At 51.5% G+C, this 20778-nt stretch carries 20 protein-coding genes; all 20 read right to left on the bottom strand.

Going from position 1 to position 20778, the window contains the following annotated elements; all coding sequences use genetic code 11:
* Nucleotides 1-84: 84 nt before the first annotated feature.
* Entirely contained in the window at nucleotides 85-498 is a 414-nt protein-coding gene (locus L9W92_RS02905; protein WP_240082249.1) for a secondary thiamine-phosphate synthase enzyme YjbQ, read from the bottom strand.
* Nucleotides 499-541: 43 nt separating this feature from the next.
* Nucleotides 542-2233, bottom strand: coding sequence for an Rne/Rng family ribonuclease (locus L9W92_RS02900; protein WP_240082248.1), 1692 nt, complete (start codon nucleotides 2231-2233; stop codon nucleotides 542-544).
* Nucleotides 2234-2267: 34 nt separating this feature from the next.
* A complete protein-coding gene (locus tag L9W92_RS02895; protein WP_240082247.1) occupies nucleotides 2268-2969 on the bottom strand; it encodes a TIGR03936 family radical SAM-associated protein in 702 nt (233 codons plus the stop codon).
* On the bottom strand, nucleotides 2938-4812 hold the full coding sequence (locus L9W92_RS02890) for a TIGR03960 family B12-binding radical SAM protein (protein WP_240082246.1): 1875 nt from the start codon (nucleotides 4810-4812) through the stop codon (nucleotides 2938-2940). Before L9W92_RS02890 ends, L9W92_RS02895 begins: the two co-directional genes overlap by 32 nt.
* Nucleotides 4813-5011: 199 nt before the next feature.
* Nucleotides 5012-5902 carry a M50 family metallopeptidase gene (locus L9W92_RS02885; protein ID WP_312038059.1) on the bottom strand — a complete coding sequence of 297 codons (891 nt, stop codon included), beginning with the start codon at nucleotides 5900-5902 and terminating at the stop codon, nucleotides 5012-5014.
* Between the two features lie 136 nt (nucleotides 5903-6038).
* Nucleotides 6039-6788, bottom strand: coding sequence for a M23 family metallopeptidase (locus L9W92_RS02880; protein WP_240082244.1), 750 nt, complete (start codon nucleotides 6786-6788; stop codon nucleotides 6039-6041).
* 127 nt (nucleotides 6789-6915) lie between these two features.
* Nucleotides 6916-8079, bottom strand: a complete 1164-nt coding sequence (gene rodA, locus L9W92_RS02875) for a rod shape-determining protein RodA (protein ID WP_240082243.1) — start codon at nucleotides 8077-8079, stop codon at nucleotides 6916-6918.
* Nucleotides 8080-8229: 150 nt separating this feature from the next.
* Nucleotides 8230-8502 carry a cell division topological specificity factor MinE gene (gene minE, locus L9W92_RS02870; RefSeq protein ID WP_240082242.1) on the bottom strand — a complete coding sequence of 91 codons (273 nt, stop codon included), beginning with the start codon at nucleotides 8500-8502 and terminating at the stop codon, nucleotides 8230-8232.
* 20 nt (nucleotides 8503-8522) lie between these two features.
* The gene (gene minD / locus L9W92_RS02865) at nucleotides 8523-9317 is read right to left on the bottom strand and encodes a septum site-determining protein MinD (RefSeq protein WP_240082241.1); all 795 of its coding nucleotides are present in this window, start codon (nucleotides 9315-9317) and stop codon (nucleotides 8523-8525) included.
* A gap of 75 nt (nucleotides 9318-9392) precedes the next feature.
* A complete protein-coding gene (minC, locus tag L9W92_RS02860; RefSeq protein WP_376741774.1) occupies nucleotides 9393-9779 on the bottom strand; it encodes a septum site-determining protein MinC in 387 nt (128 codons plus the stop codon).
* A 161-nt stretch (nucleotides 9780-9940) separates the two neighbouring features.
* Nucleotides 9941-11914, bottom strand: coding sequence for a penicillin-binding protein 2 (gene mrdA / locus L9W92_RS02855; RefSeq protein ID WP_240082239.1), 1974 nt, complete (start codon nucleotides 11912-11914; stop codon nucleotides 9941-9943).
* A 24-nt stretch (nucleotides 11915-11938) separates the two neighbouring features.
* Entirely contained in the window at nucleotides 11939-12430 is a 492-nt protein-coding gene (mreD, locus tag L9W92_RS02850; RefSeq protein WP_240082238.1) for a rod shape-determining protein MreD, read from the bottom strand.
* A 31-nt stretch (nucleotides 12431-12461) separates the two neighbouring features.
* Nucleotides 12462-13289 carry a rod shape-determining protein MreC gene (gene mreC / locus L9W92_RS02845; protein WP_240082237.1) on the bottom strand — a complete coding sequence of 276 codons (828 nt, stop codon included), beginning with the start codon at nucleotides 13287-13289 and terminating at the stop codon, nucleotides 12462-12464.
* A 60-nt stretch (nucleotides 13290-13349) separates the two neighbouring features.
* The gene (locus tag L9W92_RS02840) at nucleotides 13350-14381 is read right to left on the bottom strand and encodes a rod shape-determining protein (protein ID WP_240082236.1); all 1032 of its coding nucleotides are present in this window, start codon (nucleotides 14379-14381) and stop codon (nucleotides 13350-13352) included.
* Between the two features lie 40 nt (nucleotides 14382-14421).
* Complete coding sequence (gene radC, locus L9W92_RS02835) at nucleotides 14422-15117, bottom strand: RadC family protein (RefSeq protein ID WP_312038054.1); 696 nt, start codon at nucleotides 15115-15117, stop codon at nucleotides 14422-14424.
* A gap of 28 nt (nucleotides 15118-15145) precedes the next feature.
* On the bottom strand, nucleotides 15146-15709 hold the full coding sequence (locus L9W92_RS02830) for a Maf family protein (protein ID WP_312038058.1): 564 nt from the start codon (nucleotides 15707-15709) through the stop codon (nucleotides 15146-15148).
* A gap of 15 nt (nucleotides 15710-15724) precedes the next feature.
* Nucleotides 15725-15982, bottom strand: a complete 258-nt coding sequence (locus tag L9W92_RS02825) for a DUF4321 domain-containing protein (protein ID WP_240082234.1) — start codon at nucleotides 15980-15982, stop codon at nucleotides 15725-15727.
* Between the two features lie 203 nt (nucleotides 15983-16185).
* Nucleotides 16186-16656, bottom strand: a complete 471-nt coding sequence (locus tag L9W92_RS02820; RefSeq protein WP_312038057.1) for a RidA family protein — start codon at nucleotides 16654-16656, stop codon at nucleotides 16186-16188.
* Between the two features lie 14 nt (nucleotides 16657-16670).
* A complete protein-coding gene (locus L9W92_RS02815) occupies nucleotides 16671-17939 on the bottom strand; it encodes a bifunctional folylpolyglutamate synthase/dihydrofolate synthase (protein ID WP_240082232.1) in 1269 nt (422 codons plus the stop codon).
* 179 nt (nucleotides 17940-18118) lie between these two features.
* A complete protein-coding gene (locus L9W92_RS02810) occupies nucleotides 18119-20773 on the bottom strand; it encodes a valine--tRNA ligase (RefSeq protein ID WP_240082231.1) in 2655 nt (884 codons plus the stop codon).
* Nucleotides 20774-20778 lie beyond the last annotated feature (5 nt).

The raw sequence follows: 20778 nt of genomic DNA, 5'->3' as shown, positions 1-20778 counted from the left end.
ATTCCGAGCGGTATAAGCGCAGGTAAAAACACCTACGATATAAGATTTTAACACATCAAGCAAATTTGTCAAGACCGCCGCACTTTATTCACCAATAACTTTTATAACCAGTCTCTTGTTTCGCCGGCCGTCGAATTCAGCATAGAAAACTTGCTGCCAGGGGCCAAGGTCCAATTTGCCGTTAGTCACGGGCAAGGTTACCTGACAGCCCACCAGCAGATTTTTAAGATGGCTGTCCCCGTTGGTTTCCCCGGTGCGGTGGTGGCGGTAATCTTCTCTAAAAGGAGCCAGTTTTTCCAGCCATTCGTCAATATCCGACAATATGCCGGGCTCGTCGTCGTTAACCCACACCCCGGCTGTGATATGCATGGCTGAAACTAAAACCAGGCCTTCTTTGACGCCGCTTTTTTTCACCACATCTTCCACCGGACCGGTAATATTTATGTATTCGCGGTGTTTTCGGGTATTAAAGGTAAGATATTCTGTACTTGATTTCATTTACGAACCTCCTCTACGGCAAAATGATTGCTCCCCGGGCCGGTTAAATTCTGACCGGGCGGGCCTTGGCATAAGTACGGAAAACCTTGCCCACTTCCACCGGGATAGTTTCGCCCACCATCACTCCGGCCCCTTCGATGTTCAGGATAAATCCGTTGACGCGGGCAATACCGTCATTCAAATTGGAAACGTGAGGTTCTTCAACCCTGACTTCCAGAACTTCTCCCGTCTTGACTGGAAGAGAATGCTCCTGAATATCATCGTTGTCGTTGATTGGCTTAATGGTGATCGATTCGATATGGTGCATGGCGGAACCGCGGATGTATAGACTCTTGTTTGTCTTGCCTTCCAAATCCCGCAGACTGACTCCCCCGCTGCCAATCAATCTTGCCGCGACAAGGGGGTTCGCTTCCACCAGGATGGTGTCTGCCGAAGTTTGACGGGCCACATGATAAATCTGGCTCTTAAAGTTGATACCCAGGGTTTCCTCCGAGAGCACCTTCCCCCTGCCGTCACAATAAGGGCAGGGCTTTTGCAGCACTTCCGACAGGCTGGGGCGGACTTTTTTGCGAGTCATCTCGACCAGGCCAAGTTGAGTAATCCCCAAAATATTTGTTTTGGTCTTGTCTTTCTTGATTTCTTCTTCCAATACATGCAGCACTTCTTGACGGTGCTCTTCTTTAATCATGTCAATAAAGTCAACTATTATTATCCCGCCGATGTTTCGCAAGCGAAGCTGTCTGGCGATTTCCCTGGCCGCCTCCAGGTTGGTTCTGAGTACGGTATCTTCCAGGTTGGTGGTGCCGACATACTTGCCTGTGTTCACATCCACGGCGGTCAATGCCTCTGCCTGGTCGATAACCAGGTACCCGCCGCATTTTAGCCAGACTTTTCGCTTTAGCGCCTTCTCTATCTCCTGTTCAATTCCATATTCGGTAAATATATTTTCCCGCTCTTCCAAGAAAACCTTCATTTTTAAATGGGGTCCGGTAATGTCCAGCAGGTCGAGAACCTTTTCATACTCGTAACGGGAATCCAGCGTCAGACGGTCGACATCCTCTGTAAAAACATCTCTTAATATACGCTGGACCAGCACCAAATCACGGTGCACCAGATTGGGCACCGGCCCGTGGGCCGCCCTGCTGAGAATTTTCCGCCACAGTTTGGTTAACATATTGATATCCTGGCGGAACTCTTCTTCCTCCACTCCTTCCGCCACCGTCCGGACAATTACCCCCATTCCCGCCGGCTTAACCTTCGAGGCTAGATCTTTCAAACGATCCCGTTCTTTTTCCGAATCAATCCGGCGGGAAATGCCGATGTAATCCACCGTAGGCATTAATACCAGAAAACGGCCGGGCAGGGTGATGTGTGTGGTAACCCGCGGCCCTTTGGTACCAATCGGCTCCTTGACAATCTGCACAACCATTTCCTGGCCTTGTTTTAAAATGTCACAAATGTTCAATCCCAAAGCCGAACCCGTCTGGCCGGATCCTTCCGCAGACCTGGCCGGCAGCGCGTCTTCAATATATAAAAAAGCGTTCTTCTCCAGGCCGATATTGACAAAGGCCGCCTGCATCCCCGGCAGCACATTCTCCACCCGCCCCTTGAAAATATTGCCTACAAGGCGCTGGTTGACCGACCGCTCAATATATATTTCCACAGGTACTTTGTCTTCTAAAACAGCAACCCTGTTTTCTTCTTCCCCAACGTTGACCACTATTTCTTTAAACATAACCTATCCTCTCTTTATTTACACCATTAGCTTATTAATAATCTTGCCATAATGCTTTTTTCTCTTCCCCAAATCTTGTAAACACACCGGTCCTGCTTAATACAAATCCGCTTTTTAAAGGCAAGTCCACGGTTTCCATTAAGGCTTCCAACACTTCCTCAAACCGGACATTGCCGTTGCTTCCTGCTTTCAATTCCGCTTCCAAGATAATTATATCATTTTCAGACTTGCCTGACAGCGTAAAAATCCCCGGGCGGATATTCTGTTTCTTCTTTCCTCCTGTTTTGAGCTTTCGCTCCGCCCATATCTCCGGCCGGGCCATGAAAGAAGAAATGACGCTGTCCAGTTCCTTGCGGCCAAAGGGCCGGCTCAAATTCGCCAAAGCGCGGTAGGTGGCGCAGTCAACAGCCGCCATTAAAGAGGTAGACTGGTCCGGAATTGAACGGACTTCAAGCAGCCGGAGCCCCTCTGGCAGAACGCCGGAAAGGGCCCGGAACACTTCCCCCGCCGGCAAGTCAGCGGTTAGTTCAATGTCGGCGTATTCCGCCTCCCCTGCCGTGCCGACACCCAGCGGAGCGGCAAAGGAAATTTTCGGGTGAGGATTAAAACCCTGACTGAAGGCCAGGGGCAGCCCGGCCCGGCGGCCGGCCCGCTCAAAGGACCGCAGCAAATCAAGATGGGAGATATACCTGGCCGGCCCTTTCTTACTGTACTGCATCCGGTAACTGGGCGTCACCCTCACCCCCCGCGTAATCCGGTTCAACTTCCAGGCCGGGGCACAAGCCGCAGCCGGAACAAGCGCCTGTCCGGCAGTCGTCCGTGGTTTCACCGGCCAGAGCCCGCTGATGTTCCAGCATCAGATATTGTTTTGACAAACCGGCCCCGATATGCTCCCAGGGCAGTACACTGTTATATTCATAACGCCGGTAAGCGTACCAGCCGGGTTCGAGCCCCGCCTGCCGGAAGGCTTCCAGCCACTTTTCAAAATAAAAATTTTCCGACCAGCCGTCAAATTTACAGCCCAAATGAAAAGCGTTTTCCAGCACCGCGCCCAGCCGCCGGTCACCCCTGGCGAATACCGCTTCCATAAAGCTCACGGCAGTATCGTGATAGTTGAAGACCAGCCCCCGCTCGCGCAGCCCGGCGGCCAGGTAAGCTTGTCTTTCTTTAAGGACTGCCAGCGGAAGCTGCGGCTCCCATTGAAAGGGAGTATGCGCTTTGGGCACGAAGGAAGAAACGCTGACAGTCACCCGCAACCGGCCGCGGCGCGCGCCGGCTTTTCTGCCCCCGGCCAGCACCTCCCGGGCCAGGCGGATGATCCCGTCCAGGTCCTCGTTTGTTTCTGTGGGCAGGCCGATCATAAAATAGAGTTTGACCGCCTGCCAGCCTTCCCGGAACGCCACTTCAGTGGCGGCCATCAGATCTTCCTCAGTAACCCCTTTGTTAATCACATCACGCAGACGCTGGGTGCCGGCTTCCGGCGCCAAGGTGATGCTGGACCGCCGTACTTTCTGAACCTCTTTCGCCAGTTCCATGGAAAAATTATCAACCCTCAGCGAGGGAAGGGAAACGCCCACACCGCGGCCGGCATGCTCTTTAATAAGCGCGGCAATCACGCTGCGCACCGGGGTATAATCACTGGTGCTGAGGGATGTCAGAGAAATCTCGTCATAACCGGTTTGCCGGACGAGTTCAGCGGCCTGCCGCAGCACCGTAGCCGGCTTTTTCTCCCGCACCGGCCGGTAAATCATGCCGGCCTGACAGAAACGGCACCCCCTGGTGCAGCCCCGCAGCACCTCGATCATGATCCGGTCATGCACTATCTGGGTGGAAGGCACCACCGGCCGGGTCGGAAAAGAAACCTTGTCCAGGTCCCGGACCACCCTTTTTTCAACAACTTCCGGCACTCCTTCCAGCACCGGTTCCACTTTGCTGATTTCGCCGTCTGCCCGGTACTCAACCCGGTATAACGAAGGCACGTAAACTCCCGGCACCCGCGCGGCCTCCGTCAAAAAATCCTTTCTGGCCAGGTTCCGGCTTTTTGCTTCCCGGTAAGAATCCAAAAAATCTTCAATCGCTTCTTCGCCTTCCCCAATAACAAACAGGTCGATAAAATCAGCCAGCGGCTCAGGGTTAAAAGCGCAAGGGCCGCCGGCGATAACCAGCGGGTGTTTCTCACCGCGCAAGTTGGATCTTAAAGGAATGCCGGCCAGATCAAGCATATTCAAAACATTGGAATAACACATTTCATATTGCAGAGTAAAGGCAATAACGTCAAAATCACGGACCGGCCGGTAAGATTCCAGGGCAAAAAGGGGCAGGCCGTGCTCCCGCATTTTTTCTTCCATATCAGGCCACGGCGCGAATACTCTTTCCATCAGGGCGTCAGACCGGCTGTTAACAACATGATAAAGAATCTGCAAGCCCAGGTGGGACATGCCCACCTCGTAAACATCAGGAAAGGCGAATGCCACCTTTATGTCAGCTTTAGCCCAGTCCTTCCGGACGATATTCCACTCACCCCCGGTATAGCGGGCGGGCTTTTGCACCAGCGGCAGAATTTGCTCGAGTAAATCCATATGATATTGTGTCCCCCATTAATACTTCCGGCGGCAAGCGCAACTGCAAACATCCGGCAAAACCTTTACCACTAGTATAACCAAAAGCCGCCGGGCAAATATTCTCTTGGAGTATTATTCTACAATCAATATGGAAACCCTTTCTATAAATAATCACCCCACATGTGCTCCTGATGATTAAAAACGTGCAGAGATGACTTCAAACATGTGGATCTAACAACTTGCCGACAGGAAGATCCACCCCCTTCGCCAGCAATGCGTCAATTATCTGAACCTCACTGACCACACCTTTATATTGCCAGTCGTGGCCAAGCAGCAGCACCAGGTGGAACCGCTGCGGCAGGAACGCCTGGATCAAATGTCCCAACCGTACCGTATCAAGAGCAACGAGCGGTTCCCCGGGCAGCACGCCTGCCGCCGCCAGCTCATTTTTTTTCTGAACGAGGTGCCGGATAAAATGGTAAGGCGCCAGGCTCTTTTCCCGTGTGGCGGCATAAAGAAGAAACAGTCCCGTGATAATGATATCCAGACCCGACACACGCATTACCAGACCAATTAATCCACCGGCTGTAATCACAACACCCCAGAACTGCCCCCACCAGGCTGCCAGGTAAGTAGCCTTCCTCAAACCGGTCCTTCTGGCCAGGTAGGCGCGGAAAACCCTGCCGCCGTCCAGGGGCAGGGCCGGAAGCAGGTTGAAAGCGGCCACCATCAGATTGCAATGAAGAAAAAACAGCCCCAGGTCTTTATCCCACAGGCTGTGATTATTTAACACCATCCCCAGGCCAGTCAAAAAAAGATTGGCGGCCGGTCCGGCAACAGCGACACATACTTCTTTGGCGGGGTCAAAAACGATATCACCGCCCATGCGGCTGACACCGCCAAAAGGCAACAGCTCGACGTCCGCAACCTGCACACCCAGACGGCGGGCGGCGACTACATGCGCCAACTCATGGAAAAACACCACGGCAAAAGCAATCAGCCCCTTTCCGAGCACACCGGCCACAAAAAACAGCCCGAGCAGGGCCAGAAAATAATTGTTCAAATGAATTTCCACCCCGGAAATACGGCCAATCTTCAAAAGCGACACCACCCTGTTCATTAGTCAGGAGTCAGAATTCAGAGTCAGAAGTCAGTATTTTTAAAGACATAAACCATGCTCTCTTTTTCGCTCCTGTCCTCTGACTCCTGACTCCTTGCACTCTTTAGAAAACTAAGCTTTACTCTTAATTCAAAGGTTGCAACCTGGTCAGAGGATCTATCAACTTGTTGTTTTCCCGCATTTCAAAGTGCAGGCCCCCGCCGGGGATGTCGCCTTCCGTTCCTATTTCTCCAACAGTCTGGCCGGCCTGCACCTGCTGTCCTTCGTTAACAGCAACCCTGGCAAGCTCACCGTAAAGGGTAAAACTGCCCTGGTCATGCTCCAGCAATACATACTTTCCTACCGCCGCGCTGTCACCTGTGCGTTTCACCTTGCCGTCCTGCACCGCTCTAACCGCGCTGCCGACGGGCGCGGCAATATCAATCCCGCAATGGAAACGCTCCATACCGTCAATCGGGTCAACATTCATACCATACCCCCGGACCACCTTGCCGGAAACCGGCACCGGCAACATCACACTGACTTCATCCTGTTGAGGTTTTGTGGCAACAGGCTGGACGGCGCCCCAAAAAGGCCAGTCCGTGTTTGCAACCTGTAAACCGTACTGAACTACTTTTTCCAGCGCAGGCTGATAGTTCCACTCAGAAGTCAGCACATTTCTCAAAGTTTCTTTCACTTCTATGCCCCAGGGGCTGTGGGTCTCCTTGACGGCCCAAAATACCATGAAGACCAGGAGAGCGACAGCGGCCCGGTAAAGATTATACCTGCTGCCCCCACCGCGTCCCGGCTTCCTCCAGTGAGGCTGCTGGTAACTTGAAATCCAGTCGTCGTCTTTTTTCAATAATCCACCCGTCTTGAAATCAATCCCTTTCAAAAGTGCCACCCCCCTGACTTATCGTAAGCTTGTCTGTAAAGCATATTTTCCTTTATCAGGAAATATGACTGGTCAAAAAAAATCCCGTACCACTTTGATAGTGGTACGGGATTTTGACACAGTTACTTTAGAACAGAATCTTTTGCCGTCTCATGTTTATATTCAAGAGCAGTCCGAGCGCGGCAAGATTGGTAATCATGCTGCTTCCTCCGTAGCTGAACATCGGCAAGGGGATGCCGGTCACGGGCATAATCCCGCAGGTCATGCCCACGTTGACTAAAACATGAAAAGTAAGCATGGATACTATTCCGGCAGTGATCAGGGTGCCGAAATCATCTTTGGCGTTTATCGTTATGAGAATACACCGGTAGATAACCACAAAATACAACGTCAAAAGCGTTAGCGCGCCAATAAAACCAAGTTCCTCTCCAACGACGGAAAAAATAAAATCGGTTTCCTGAATGGGCAGAAAATCTCCGTGGGTCTGGCTTCCTTGGAAAAGACCGCGTCCCCAGAAGCCACCCTGGCCGATAGCAATTTGCGACTGGATCACGTTATAACCGGCGTCAGTCGGGTCTTGCCAGGGATCAAGAAAAATAATCAGCCTGTTCAGCTGGTAGTCCTTTAAAGGCATCCATAGCGTCACTCCGCGGTTTGCCTCCAGCCAAAGATGAGCCCCTATCCATACTGATAACATTACAAGAACGGTAACTATTATAATAATTAGCAGCCTGGGGTTCGCGCCGGAAACAAAGAGCATCCCGAACATTATTGCCAACAACACCAGGGCGGTGCCCAAGTCCGGCTGCTTTAATATCAATAGTATCGGGACGCCGAAAAAAGCAAAACTGGGAAGCAAGTCACGCAACCGGTCAAGCTTCTTTTTACGAGATGACAAAAATGCCGCGAAACAAATAATCAATATTAGCTTGGAAAATTCGGAAGGTTGAAAGTTGAAACCTCCGATTTCGATCCACCGCTGCGCCCCCAAATCGGAAATTCCGAATTTAATTACCGCAACAAGCATAATCAGGTTAATAACATATAAAAATCTCACATGTTTCATCAAATCTTCGTAATATAAATAAAACACCGTGAACATCACGCTAAATCCCACAAATACCCAAAGCATCTGCCTTTTTACGTCAGAGAAGGGATCTGCGTTCTTCGCGACGGATCCCGCTACAGGCAGCAACTCAGTTGGCTTAGTAGCGCTGTAAATAAAAATTAGCCCCAGCAGAATGATCATGGCAACGGAGGCCAACAAAGTGTAATCAAGTTTTTTAAACAATCTGCTTTGAATTAACACTCCGCTATTCCTTTCAACAACAATTTTTCTATATACAAGCTAATTATATTATAAATTTAAGCACAAAAAAAGCCCGTATCAGACTAATACAGGCTGTTGTGTCTTTACGTCTCAGCAACCCAATCTGTATATTTAAGCATCTCCCGCGTTCCGTTTCATCCCTTTGACGGGAATATTGGCAACCAGCGCCACAGTACTGCCGCTTGAGTCCAGATTAACCTCCAGGTTGGCCTCGTCAATGATCATGTAATTCGAAATAACCTGGATCAAGTCTAATTTCAGCGATTCGAGCATCTGCGGCGATATGCTGGCCCGGTCATGCACCAGAACCAGGCGCAGTCTTTCCTTAGCTACGTTTTTGCTCCCGTTGTCCCTACCAAAAAGCTTGGTGATAAACTCTAACAAGGCTGCTCCTCCTTCCCGGTTTACCCTAGGCCGATAATTTTCTTTATTTTTTTAAAGAATCCGGTGCTTTCATCCAGGTTGATAATGGGTACTTCCTCGCCCAGAATGCGGCGGACGATATTTCTGTATGCTTGACCGGAACGGGAATGTTGATCCAGCACCACAGCTTCTCCGCGGTTTGTGGTAATTACGATCATCTCATCTTCCGGAATTATCCCGAGCAGGTCAACGGCCAGGATGTCGATGATATCGTCAATGCCCATCATATCCCCCTGCTTGACCATCTTGGGACGGAGACGGTTAATGATCAGTTTTGGTTCACGCAACTCAGCGGCTTCCAGCAATCCGATTATCCTGTCGGCGTCCCGCACGGCCGAAACTTCAGGCGTGGTTACCACTACCGCTTTCTCCGCTCCGGCTATGGCATTCCGGAAACCCTGTTCAATACCGGCCGGGCAGTCAATGATAACATAGTCAAACTCATTTTTTAATTCCGCGCATAAATCACGCATCTGATCCGGGGTGACCGCCGTTTTGTCCTTGGTTTGAGCGGCCGGGAGCAAGTGCAGGCCGTCAAACCGCTTGTCTTTAATCAATGCCTGGCGCAGCCGGCAGTTCCCGTTGACAACATCAACGATATCAAAAACAATCCTGTTCTCAAGTCCCAGAACAACATCCAGGTTTCTCAAACCAATATCAGTGTCAATCAAAGCCACTTTATACCCCATGGCTGCCAAACCGGTTCCCATATTGGCGGTGGAGGTGGTTTTTCCCACACCACCTTTGCCGGAAGTCACTACAATTACTTCGCCCATTCATTAGCTCCTCCTCTTGTCAAGTCATTGGACGCCTCGCGCCGGAGGTCAAAAACTTGCCGTCTTCTTTTCAGGTTAAATATTCTTCCCCTGGCGTTCTCCAGCGGTCTGAAAAAATTCAATCGTGACCACTCCGCCTTTAATCCGCGCCATCTCCGGATAATCGGCTTCCACCGTCTCGTTGTCCGGAGGGCGGGTAATATGATTGGCGATTCTAAGTTGAGTCGGCTGGAGGTGAAAAGCCATCACCACAGCATTTTCATCACCGCCCGCCCCCGCGTGCACCACGCCTCTCAAGGAACCCATTACAATAACATTGCCTTTTGCTGTAACTTCGGCTCCCGGGTTGACATCCCCCAGAATAACAACATTCCCATCGTAATAAATACTCTGGCCGGAGCGTAGCGTCCGCTGCACCAGGATCGTTTTTTCATCAACCAAATCATCTAAATCGGCTGCCATATCCTGGCCAAATCCTGAAACACTATAAGAATTAGCCAAAGCCATCTCCTCCTGAACTATCAGGTAATAAATTCTACGAACGATAACCAAATCCTGCTAATAGAACACAAAAAAAGGGCAATAAAAAACCTCATCATTTCATGTTTTTTAGACACTTTTCATTATTCCGGGCTGCTGATAGATTTTATGCCCGGATCAGGCAAACCAAAATAAGCTGCGAGCATACTCTCAGCCACCGGTCCGGCCATAGTGCCGCCGTGGCCGGCGAATTCCACGATTACCGCCACGGCAATCTCCGGATTGTCATAAGGCGCAAACCCCACAATCAGAGCATGATTGTCATGATCTTTTACCTCCGCTGTGCCGGTTTTGGCGGCCACAGGAGGAAATCCGGCAAAAAAACCGTAAGCCGTGCCGTCAGACGGCAGCGTTACTTCACGCATCCCCTCTCTGACTATCGCCAGAGTTTTCGGTGATACTTTGGCGTAATTAACCACAACCGGGTTATTCTCTTTGATAACCTTGCCATTGGGGTCGACTACCCGCTGCACCAAAAATGGTTTGTAAAGAGTGCCCCCGTTGGCAATAGTGGCAACGTAATTTGCCAATTGAAGCATGCTATAACGGTTGTCGCCCTGGCCAATCGCGGAAATAATCGTGTCATACTCGTGCCAGGCCAACTCCCAGTCGACCGCGAGCAATTCATCTGACCTCTTGCTGAGTAACTGCTTCCTCTGTTCATCACCGATAGCCTTGGCCAGGAGGTCGTTGTATCGCTGTTCAATCTCCTTTACTTTCTTTTGAGCCGCGGAGCTTAAAAAGTCTTCGCGCAACTGATATTTGGCGTCATAGCCGGCAACAACACCGGCGTCCTCACCCGGCAATTCAATGCCCGTTTTCCCGCCCAGGCCAAATTCTTCAGCCATACGGGTGATTTTATCAATGCCCACTTTCAATCCAAGCTGGTAAAAATAGGTGTCGCAGGATACCTTTATTGCCCTGACCATATTCACAATCCCATGACCGCCCGGCTTCCAATCATTGAAACGTGTGCCCAGGAAAAAATAGCCTGGGTCGGATATGGTATCCTGTGGCGTGATTACGTTTGCCTCCAGGCCGGCCATGGCCACAATCATTTTAAATGTCGAGCCCGGCACATAAGATAATAACGCCCGGTTAAGAATGGGTTTCCAGGGCGAGTTAAAGATTTCGTTGTAATCATTCTGGGACAAATACCCGGAGAGTTTCACCGGGTCGTATCCGGGGTAACTGGCCATGGCCAGCACCGCGCCGGTCCGCACATCCAGGGCAACCGCGGCGCCGGCCCTGGCCTCATTATATCCCTGTTTCAACGCCTCCTGGGAGGCTCTGGCCAGGGCATCTTCCGCCGCCTTCTGCACCTTCTGATCAATCGTTAGCACCAGGTTATTGCCCGGCACCGGTTCTTTAACACCCAGATCACGCACCGGCATCCCCCCGGTGTTAACCTCAACCTGCCTCCCGCCGTCCTGGCCCCGCAAGTATTGCTCGTATGTGTTTTCCAGTCCTGACTGTCCGAAAAGGTCACCGGACTTATATCCTTTATCTTTGTTTTTTTCAAGTTGCTCCGGGCTGATTTGCCGCACATACCCCATTACCTGGGCCAGCAGACTCCCGTTGGGGTATTCCCGCAGCGGCTCGATATCGATAACTACCCCCGGCAGTTCCATGCGCTGCTCCTCAATTCTGGTAACAATCTCCAGCGGCACTCTGGTTGCCAGTTTTACAGGTTCGTAGAAGCGTTCCTGCTGGTCGACTTTTTGCTGAATTTCCTGGGGATCCATGTCTAAAATCGCTGCCAGCCGCCGGACCACTTCGCCGGTATCCTCTTGTCCAGAGCTTGCCAGGGAAACTGTATCCAGAGATACGGTATAAACCGGCTGGTTGCCGACTATTTTGACCCCGTTGCGGTCATAAACCTCGCCGCGGGGAGCGATGATGGTAACCAACCTCATCCGGTTTTCCCTCGCCAACGTGGAAAACCTGTCGTTTTGCAGCAACTGCATATAAACAAGCCTGGACACAAGAACGAGAAAAATAAAGATTACCACGTAAAGGAAAACCCTCATTCTTCTCTCCACCAATTTCTTTTCCATCCCGTCCCCCGCTCCTAACAACAATTATAAATCCTTATTCTTGACGACTATCAAACGGAGCACACGCTTGTAAAGGAACGGCACCAACATTGCCGTGTAAAGCGCTGTAGGAAGAACAACTCTTAACATAGTGTAAAAAAAGGGCATGTAAATATTGAGATACAGCAGCAAAAGGTAATTAACCAGCAAACCGGCTGTTGTGGCGAAAAAGGTAACCCCTGCTGCCACCAGTGAATTCTCTTTATATAGACGTTCACCGCAGACGCCGGCCAAATAACCGGCAGCCATTTTCGCTAGAGCGTTTATGCCGATATAGCTCCCGGCAAACAAATCCTCAATTATGCCGCCGGCAAAACCCAAAAAAGCCCCCTCCCTTGGGCTCAGGAGGAAGCCGTTGAAAACAACAAAAAGCATCACCAGGTCAGGCTTGACCCCAAAAACTGTCAAATAATCCATTATAGTGGTTTGAAAAATCAAAACCACTCCCACCAGGAGCAACAAAGCGGGAAACGGCACTGCTTAACCTCCTCCCGGTAGTGATCCATGTTTAAGGATGCGTACCGCTAATGATCAGCACTTCCTCCAGCCGGCTCAAATCGGCGAACGGTTGAATATCGGCGCTGTTAAACATGCCGGACGGTTCACTCCGGATATCTGTTATTCTCCCCACAGGGATGTTTTTAGGGAAAATACTCCCCAGCCCCGAGGTTATCACCACCTGGCCTGCCTCTACCGTCGCGCTGTTAGGGATATGAATCATCCTGGTCATTCCTGAACTGGCGGTTGTCCCTTCAACAATACCGGATGTGCGCGTATCCTGAATTATTGAACCCACCCCGCTGCGCGGGTCGGTAATCAGAAGCACCTCGCAGGTAGAGGAGGAAACGGAAATAACCCGCCCCACCAGTCCTTCAGGTGTAAGAACAGTCATGTTTTCCTCAACACCGTCACTGGTTCCCCTGTTCAAGGTTATGTTGCCGAACCAGTTGCCCGGATCTCTGCCGACGACAGACGCGGCGATTAAATCATATGTTTCAGCCATCACCTGCTTATAATTAAGCAAACTGGTCAGGCGCTCGTTTTCCAGCTTATACTCGTTCAACTGGATTATCTGGCTTTCCAGGCTGGCAACTTTCTCTTCCAGAGCCTGATTGCGTTCTCCCGCCCTGTACATGGAAACAGGGAAAGATATCAGATGGCTGGTCTGTTTGCCCAACCAGTTAAATCCTGTCTGTACAGGCGCTATAGCATCCCTGAACATGGCTTCCAGGAGGGTCAGCCGGGTCCGCTCGGGTACCGTGACGCGTATGGCTACCAAGGCGGCCGCCACCAGGACCGCAAGCAAAAACAGCCTCCTGGCAGTTACCCAACGCACCCATAATTCACTCCCTGCTCTAATAATTCCAATAACGAAAATCAGGAACCAAAGCCGCCGTCAGGCCAGCTTTTTGGGTTGAATCAACACTTTGCGCAACACATCAATATTCTCAAGCACCCGTCCGGCGCCGTAAGCGACGGCCAGCAACGGCTCGTCCGCCATATGCACCGGCATCCCGGTCTCTTCAATAACCAGCCGGTCAAGACCCCGCAGCAGCGATCCGCCCCCGGCCATTACAATGCCCCGGTCCATGATGTCCGCAGCCAGTTCCGGCGGGGTTTGTTCAAGTGTCGCCTTGATTGCCTCAATAATGCTGGTTACAGGTTCGGAAAGGGCTTTGTAGATCTCTTCGGAAGTTATATTGACAGTCTTAGGCAATCCTGTGACGAGATCACGCCCCCGCACTTCTTCCGTCTCTGATGACGTAAGCGGATAAGCCGTACCGATTTGAATCTTGATTAACTCAGCCGTGCGCTCCCCGATTAATAAGTTATAGGTGCGTTTAACGTGGTTGATAATGGCCTCGTCCATTTCATCGCTGGCAATCCGGATCGAGCGGCTGGTAACAATGCCGCCGAGAGATATAACCGCCACTTCAGTAGTACCTCCGCCAATATCGACAATCATATTGCCGGTCGGCTCGTGCACAGGCAATCCCGACCCGATAGCCGCCGCCATCGGCTCTTCAATCAAATAAGCCTCTCTGGCTCCCGCTTGAAGCGCCGCTTCGCGCACCGCTCTCTCTTCCACCGCGGTAACCCCGGATGGAACGCCCACGACCACCCGTGGACGGACTAAAAAAGTACGGTTCCGGAGCGACTTATTAATAAAGTATTTAATCATGCTTTGAGTAACGTCGAAATCCGCGATAACTCCATCCTTCATCGGACGAATCGCCACAATGTTCCCCGGAGTACGGCCGATCATTCTCTTAGCGTCTTCCCCAACCGCAAGCACCTGGCCGGTGTCCTTTTGGATCGCCACCACCGAAGGCTCACGGATAACTATACCCTTTCCTTTAACGTATACGAGGGAGTTGGCCGTACCCAAATCCATACCCATATCTTTGGAAAACAGACCGACGCGCATTTCCCGGCCCCTTTCTATGTATAATACAAAAACAAAAAAATTAAATAAGTCCTTCTGCTTTAAAGCTGGTAAACTTGTTATCACCGATTATAATATGGTCCAGCACCTCGATCCCGATAATCCTTCCGGCCTCACTGAGCCTTCTGGTCACATCCAGGTCCTCTTTGCTGGGGGTATCGTCGCCGCTGGGGTGATTGTGCACCAGAATCAATGACGCAGCGCTTTTTTTAATCGCATTGCGAAAAAGCTCCCTGGGATGCACACTGGAAGTGTTTAGTGTGCCAATCGACACTTCGTCGTCCGCAATAACCTGGTTTCTCGTGTTCAGCAACAACGCCCTGAAATGTTCCCGGTCCAGGTGGCGCATTTCCTCCATCACCAGCCCGGCCGCGTCCCCCGGCGACTTAATCACCGGCCGGGGCTGACCGGTAAAACGGGACAGTCTTTTAGCCAGTTCCAACGCCGCCTTCACCTGGCTGGCTTTGGCCAGTCCAACGCCTTTAATCTCGCTTAGTTCTTCAACCGTGGCATCTACAAGCAAGCGGAGACTTTTAAAGCGCGCCAAAATCAGGGAAGCCAACTCCAGGACAGTTTTTTCATGAGAACCGGTTCCCAGAAGAATAGCTAAAAGCTCTATTTCCGACAGCGTTCCGGCTCCTTCTTGCAACAGTCTTTCCCGGGGCCTCATATCTGCCGGAAGTTCCTTAATAGTTAGACGATCGCCTGGTAAAACCAAAGGTCCATCTCCTAACAGAAAACCTCTTTTACAGCACGCTGCAACCAAAATTCTTCAGCATCAGGGAAAGTTTGGCCAGAGGAAGTCCGACGATGTTCGTATATGAACCTTCGATGCGTTCGACAAAAACCGCCCCAATCCCCTGGGCACCGTAAGAGCCGGCTTTATCCAACGGCTCACCGGTGGCGACGTACCTCCGGATTTCTTCCTCGTCCAGCGGCCGGAACATTACCCGGGATTGCTCATGGCCCACCTCAGCTTTACCGCTGCCGGCGTCTACCAGCGCAACCCCGGTAAGTACTTCGTGAACATTGCCCTGCAAGCGTTTCAGCATCTCTACGGCATCTTCCGCACAAGACGGCTTGCCCAGCAATTGCCCACGCCATACCACCACGGTATCGGCCCCGACAACAATCCCTTCCGCCAAACTATCCGCTACAAACATGGCCTTCCTGGCAGCAAGGCGCTCAACTACTTCAAAAGGCTGCAGCCCGGGTGGAGTGTGTTCTTCCAAATCACATACGATAACCCGGAAATTCAAACCAATTTGTTTCAATAAAGCCGCCCGGCGCGGGGAGGACGAAGCGAGAATTATTTCCTTTATTTTTCACACCCGCCTGTAAATAAAATAACCTAGGATAAGTCCCAAAGCTGTGAGCGGATTCAGAGCGAAAGTAAAGCCAAAGGTCAGGCTAAAAAACTGCAAGTCCAGCGTAAACTGTTTTAACCCTATGGTTGTAGTAGTTCCCAGCCAGGGCAACACCGGAGCCAGCGCGTTCCCGATAGCGCTCCCGGTCAGTCCGCCAACCAGCAGGAGCAGGACTAAAACCCAAACATTGCCGTAGTTCTTAAAACTCTTTGCCATAATATCTCCCCCGCTTACAAGAAACCAAACAAAAGAGACAAGCACATGCGCTATTTAACAGTTTATCATTTTAAGTATTTGATGACAAGGTTTGACGAAAATATTAAAAAAATGTTATTTAGCGTAAATATTTCTTTAAAATATTAAGCCTGCTCGTTTAAGACAGGCTTGGCGCTTGCCGGGACAGGCTAAAATTGCATACTTTACGGTTCTTTTACCAGCGCTATCATTTCTATCTCCACCGCGCTGTCCAGGGGCAATTCACTGACACCAACCGCCGCTCGCGCGTGTTGTCCCTTTTCACCAAATACTTCTATCAAAAAATCCGACGCGCCGTTGATAACCTGTGGTTGGCCGGTAAATCCGCTGATGCTGTTGACAAACCCCGTAACCTTGACTATTCTTTCAATATTATCCAAAGTACCAAGCACGCTTTTTATCGCGGCCAGACAATTGATTACGCACAGACGAGCCGCCCGGCAGCCTTCTTCCATCGACAAATCCCTGTCGATTTTACCGGAAAACATCAGCTTGCCATCAACAAGGGGAAGTTGCCCCGACGTGTAAACACAGCTGCCCGCGCGCACCGCCGGAATATACGCGGCAACCGGCTTGGGCACGGCGGGGATGTTTACCCCCATATCACTTAGTTTTTCTTCATAAGACAATATCACAGCCTCCCTACTTTTTACTGTAAAAGCAATTCCCGCGCCTCCGCCACCATGTAAAGCGATCCGGTAACGCATACCAGTTCATCGGGTCCGGCTATTGAAAGCGCTTTATTTAAAGCTGCTTCAATTTCTTCCGCCAGGTATACTTCCGGGGCATGGCGCCGTGCTTCCACAGCCAACTCCCGCCAATTTCCGGCTCGCGGGCTGTCCGGTTTGGTCACGATGACCGCTCTGGCCGCCGGAGCAAGTTCCGACACCACTTTGGCCCGCTCCTTGTCCGCCAGCATGCCGATTACCAAAATAACTTTTCTGCCCGGAAAATAATCATCTAACGCCTGGCGCAGGCTTCGGGCGCATTCATAGTTATGCGCCCCGTCAATGAGCACAAACGGCTCCCTGCGTAAAATTTCCAGTCTGGCCGGCCAACGTGTGGCCGCGAGTCCCTCCCGCACATTCCCGATATCTATTGGCAAGCCCCGGTCAATCAGCAGTTCCGCCGCCGCTATCGCTGAAACAGCGTTAATTTGCTGGTGTCTGCCGATCAGGGGCAGCCATAAATTATCATAGGCATACCGGCGACTTTGAACCGAAAACCGCTGTCCGTCAAGGGATGAGGACTGATGCTTCCAGGTAATGTCGCGTCCCACCAGCGTCAGCGGGGAACCTCTTTCACGGCACGTTTTCGTGATCACCGCCAGCGCCTTTCCCGCCGCCGCCGTAACTGTCGGGACACCGGGCTTAATAATGCCGGACTTAACTTCGGCAATTTCCCTTACTGATTTTCCCAAGTAATCGGTGTGGTCAATGCTTACGTTGGTAATAACTGCAAGCACCGGCGCAATTACGTTGGTGGAATCGACTGCTCCTCCCATGCCCACTTCCAGCACCAGAAAGTCAACATTTTCCTGATAGAAGTATTGAAAGGCGAGGGCAGTGGATACTTCGAATTCAGTCGGATGCTCAAAACCTTCCGACACCATCGCTTCCAGATGCGGCTGCAGGTCCGCTATCAAACCGGCTATCCTGCTTCCGCCTATTTCTTCGCCGTTGATCCGGAACCGTTCACAATAGGAGTGCAGGTGGGGCGAAGTGAATGTTCCCACCTTGTATCCAGCCGACTGCAATATATTTGCCAGCATGGCGGTGGTGGAACCTTTACCGTTTGTGCCGCCGATATGCGCTACTTTTAAGAATTGGTGCGGGTTGCCCAACCGGCTCAACAATTCTTCAATGCGGCTTAAACCAAAATTAACGCCAAATTTAGTCAAGTTGGCGAGGTAGTCCAACGCTTCTTTGAAGTCCAGAACAAATTCGCCTCCGGTAACCTGTTGGCAGTCATGCTCTCATGCAAGCTCCATAGGCCACTAATCCAGACAGGGGGGACGGTTCCAGTCTCACCGTCCCCTTGTCTCACCCTGTTCCAAAATATTAATACACTTTAGCATGTCCAAAGCTGACGTAAAAATTATTCATTTCCCCCCACCAGCATGGACAACCTTTCCCTGATGGCAGTCTGTTTGCCGGTTAATTCATTTTCTTTTTTCTTCTCTTTTTCAATCACGTCGGCCGGCGCCTTACTTAAAAAGCCCTGGTTGTTCAACTTGCCGTTCACCCTAGCCAGGTCTTTTTCCAACACCGCAAGTTCTTTACGCAGACGGGCAGCTTCTTGCTCAATGTCGATCAATCCCTTTAGCGGAACAAATACTTCCGCACCATGGGTTACAGCATGGGCAGCCTGCTCCGGTTTCTCCTTCAGTGCCTCAAAGATAGCTATTTTCGCATTCGCCAGGCCTTGAATATACCCTGTTCCCCGTTCCAGAACGTCTCTGAAAGCGGCCTGGGGAGCCTCCAGGTAGGCTTCGAGCTGTTTTCCCGGCGGGACGTTCATTTCACTGCGGATATGCCTGATGGCCTTTGTTACCTCCATCAACATTTCCATTTGGCGCTCCGCCTCCGGATCAGCCAGTTCTTTTCCGGCAACCGGCCAGGACGCGCGCATTACCGTCAGTCCCTTGCCGGGCAAATGCTGCCATATCTCTTCCGTAATAAACGGCATAAACGGGTGGAGCAGTTCCAGTGTGCCCTTCAGCACAGCTGTCAACACGCTCTGCGCCGTATAGCGGTCCTGCGGAGTGGTTTTTCCGTAAAGTCTAGGTTTGGCCAACTCGATATACCAGTCGCAAAACTCATTCCAGATAAACTCGTAGAGAACCCTGGCAGCCTCTCCCAGTTCATACGACTCAAGCAACCGGGTGACTTCTTCCGCCAGGTTCTGGTAACGGCTAATGATCCACCGGTCGGCCAACGTGTATTGGCCGCGCTGCTCGCCCGGCTCAAAATCCTCCAGGTTCATCAAAACAAACCGTGAGGCGTTCCAAAGTTTATTGGCAAAATTACGCGCCCCGTCCAGCTTCTCAAAGTTAAAGCGCAGGTCGTTGCCTGGAGTGTTGCTGGTTACCAGCATAAAGCGCAGACTGTCCGCGCCGTGCGACTCAATGACGTCAATCGGGTCCACCCCGTTGCCCAAGGATTTGCTCATCTTTCGCCCCAGGGCGTCCAGCACCATTCCGTGAATGGAAACAACCCTGAACGGAACGTCGTTCATAAAGGCCAAACCGGAAAAGATCATCCTGGCAACCCAGAAAAAAATAATATCGCGCCCGGTCACAAGGACAGAGGTAGGATAGTAATACGCAAGTTCAATCGTCTGCTTCGGCCACCCCAAGGTCGAGAAAGGCCACAGGGCGGAGGAAAACCAGGTGTCCAGCACATCGGGATCTTGTTCTAAATCTGTGCCGCCGCATTTAGGGCACTGTGACACCGGCTTTTTGGACGCGATCGTTTCATCACAATCCTTGCAATACCATACCGGTATGCGGTGACCCCACCAGAGCTGGCGGGAGATGCACCAATCGCGGATATTTTCCATCCAGCTCAGGTAAACTTTGGTAAACCGCTCGGGAATGAAGCGGACATCTCCCGCTTTTGCCGCCTCAATAGCCTGCTCAGCCAACGGTTTCATTTTGACGAACCACTGGCGGGAAAGCATCGGCTCAATAACCGTGTTGCAGCGGTAGCAGTGGCCCACACCGTGGGACAAGTCTTCGGTTTTCAGAAGGTAACCGCCCGCTTCCAGGTCGCGTACGATTTTTTTACGGCAATCATAGCGGTCCAGCCCCTGGTAACGCGGGCCCGCTTCCGCGCTCATCTTGCCCTCTTTGTCAATTACTATGATCTGCTCCAGGCCGTGCCGGTACCCCACCTCAAAGTCGTTGGGATCGTGGGCCGGGGTAATCTTAACCGCCCCTGTGCCGAAGGAAGGGTCTACATACTCGTCGGCGATGAGCGGCATCTCCCGCCCGACCAGGGGCAGAACAAGCATTTTTCCAATCAAGCCGGCATAGCGTTCGTCATCCGGGTGCACCGCCACGGCCGTGTCGCCGAGCACAGTTTCAGGCCGGGTGGTCGCGACAACAACGTGACCGTCCCCGTCTTTAAAAGGATATTTCAGATACCAAAAATGCCCGGGTTTTTCTATATGCTCCACTTCAATATCGGATATGGTGGTGTGGCATTTGGGACACCAATTGGTAATATAATAATCACGGTAAATCAAACCGCGCTCAAAGAGCCTGATAAAGACTTCCCGCACAGCTTCCGAGCAGCCTTCATCCATGGTAAAGCGTTCCCGCTGCCAGTCGCAGGAGGCGCCCAGCCTTCTTAATTGGGCGGTGATCCGGCTGCCGTACTGCTCTTTCCATGCCCATGCCCGTTTCAGGAACGCTTCCCGCCCAATCTCGTACCGGGAAGTCCCTTCCTTCGCCAACTGCTCTTCAACCTTGGCCTGAGTGGCAATACCCGCGTGGTCCGTACCCGGCACCCAAAGCGAGTTGTAACCCTGCATCCGCCGCCACCTGGTCAGGATGTCCTGCAAAGTGTAATCCAGAGCGTGCCCCATGTGCAACTGCCCGGTAACATTGGGCGGGGGCATTACAATACAAAACGGCTTCTGCTCCGGGTTAACCCCGATGTGAAAAAACCCGCCATTTTCCCAGTAGGGATACCACCGGTCTTCCACTGCACGTGGATCGTAGGTGGAAGGAATATCTGCTTTAGCCAAAGCGC

Source organism: Pelotomaculum terephthalicicum JT (genome assembly GCF_022410535.1).
Classification (GTDB): Bacteria; Bacillota; Desulfotomaculia; order Desulfotomaculales; family Pelotomaculaceae; genus Pelotomaculum_D; species Pelotomaculum_D terephthalicicum.
The sequence above is the reverse complement of the archived record's forward strand: the minus strand, read 5'-3'. Positions and strand labels throughout refer to the sequence as shown.

Coding starts and splice junctions, on each gene's coding strand:
- L9W92_RS02905 (WP_240082249.1), bottom strand. CDS start 498: ATGAAATCAAGTACAGAATATCTTACCTTTAATACCCGAAAACACCGC.
- L9W92_RS02900 (WP_240082248.1), bottom strand. CDS start 2,233: ATGTTTAAAGAAATAGTGGTCAACGTTGGGGAAGAAGAAAACAGGGTT.
- L9W92_RS02890 (WP_240082246.1), bottom strand. CDS start 4,812: ATGGATTTACTCGAGCAAATTCTGCCGCTGGTGCAAAAGCCCGCCCGC.
- minD (WP_240082241.1), bottom strand. CDS start 9,317: ATGGGCGAAGTAATTGTAGTGACTTCCGGCAAAGGTGGTGTGGGAAAA.
- minC (WP_376741774.1), bottom strand. CDS start 9,779: ATGGCAGCCGATTTAGATGATTTGGTTGATGAAAAAACGATCCTGGTG.
- mrdA (WP_240082239.1), bottom strand. CDS start 11,914: ATGGAAAAGAAATTGGTGGAGAGAAGAATGAGGGTTTTCCTTTACGTG.
- L9W92_RS02840 (WP_240082236.1), bottom strand. CDS start 14,381: ATGCGCGTCGGTCTGTTTTCCAAAGATATGGGTATGGATTTGGGTACG.
- L9W92_RS02825 (WP_240082234.1), bottom strand. CDS start 15,982: ATGGCAAAGAGTTTTAAGAACTACGGCAATGTTTGGGTTTTAGTCCTG.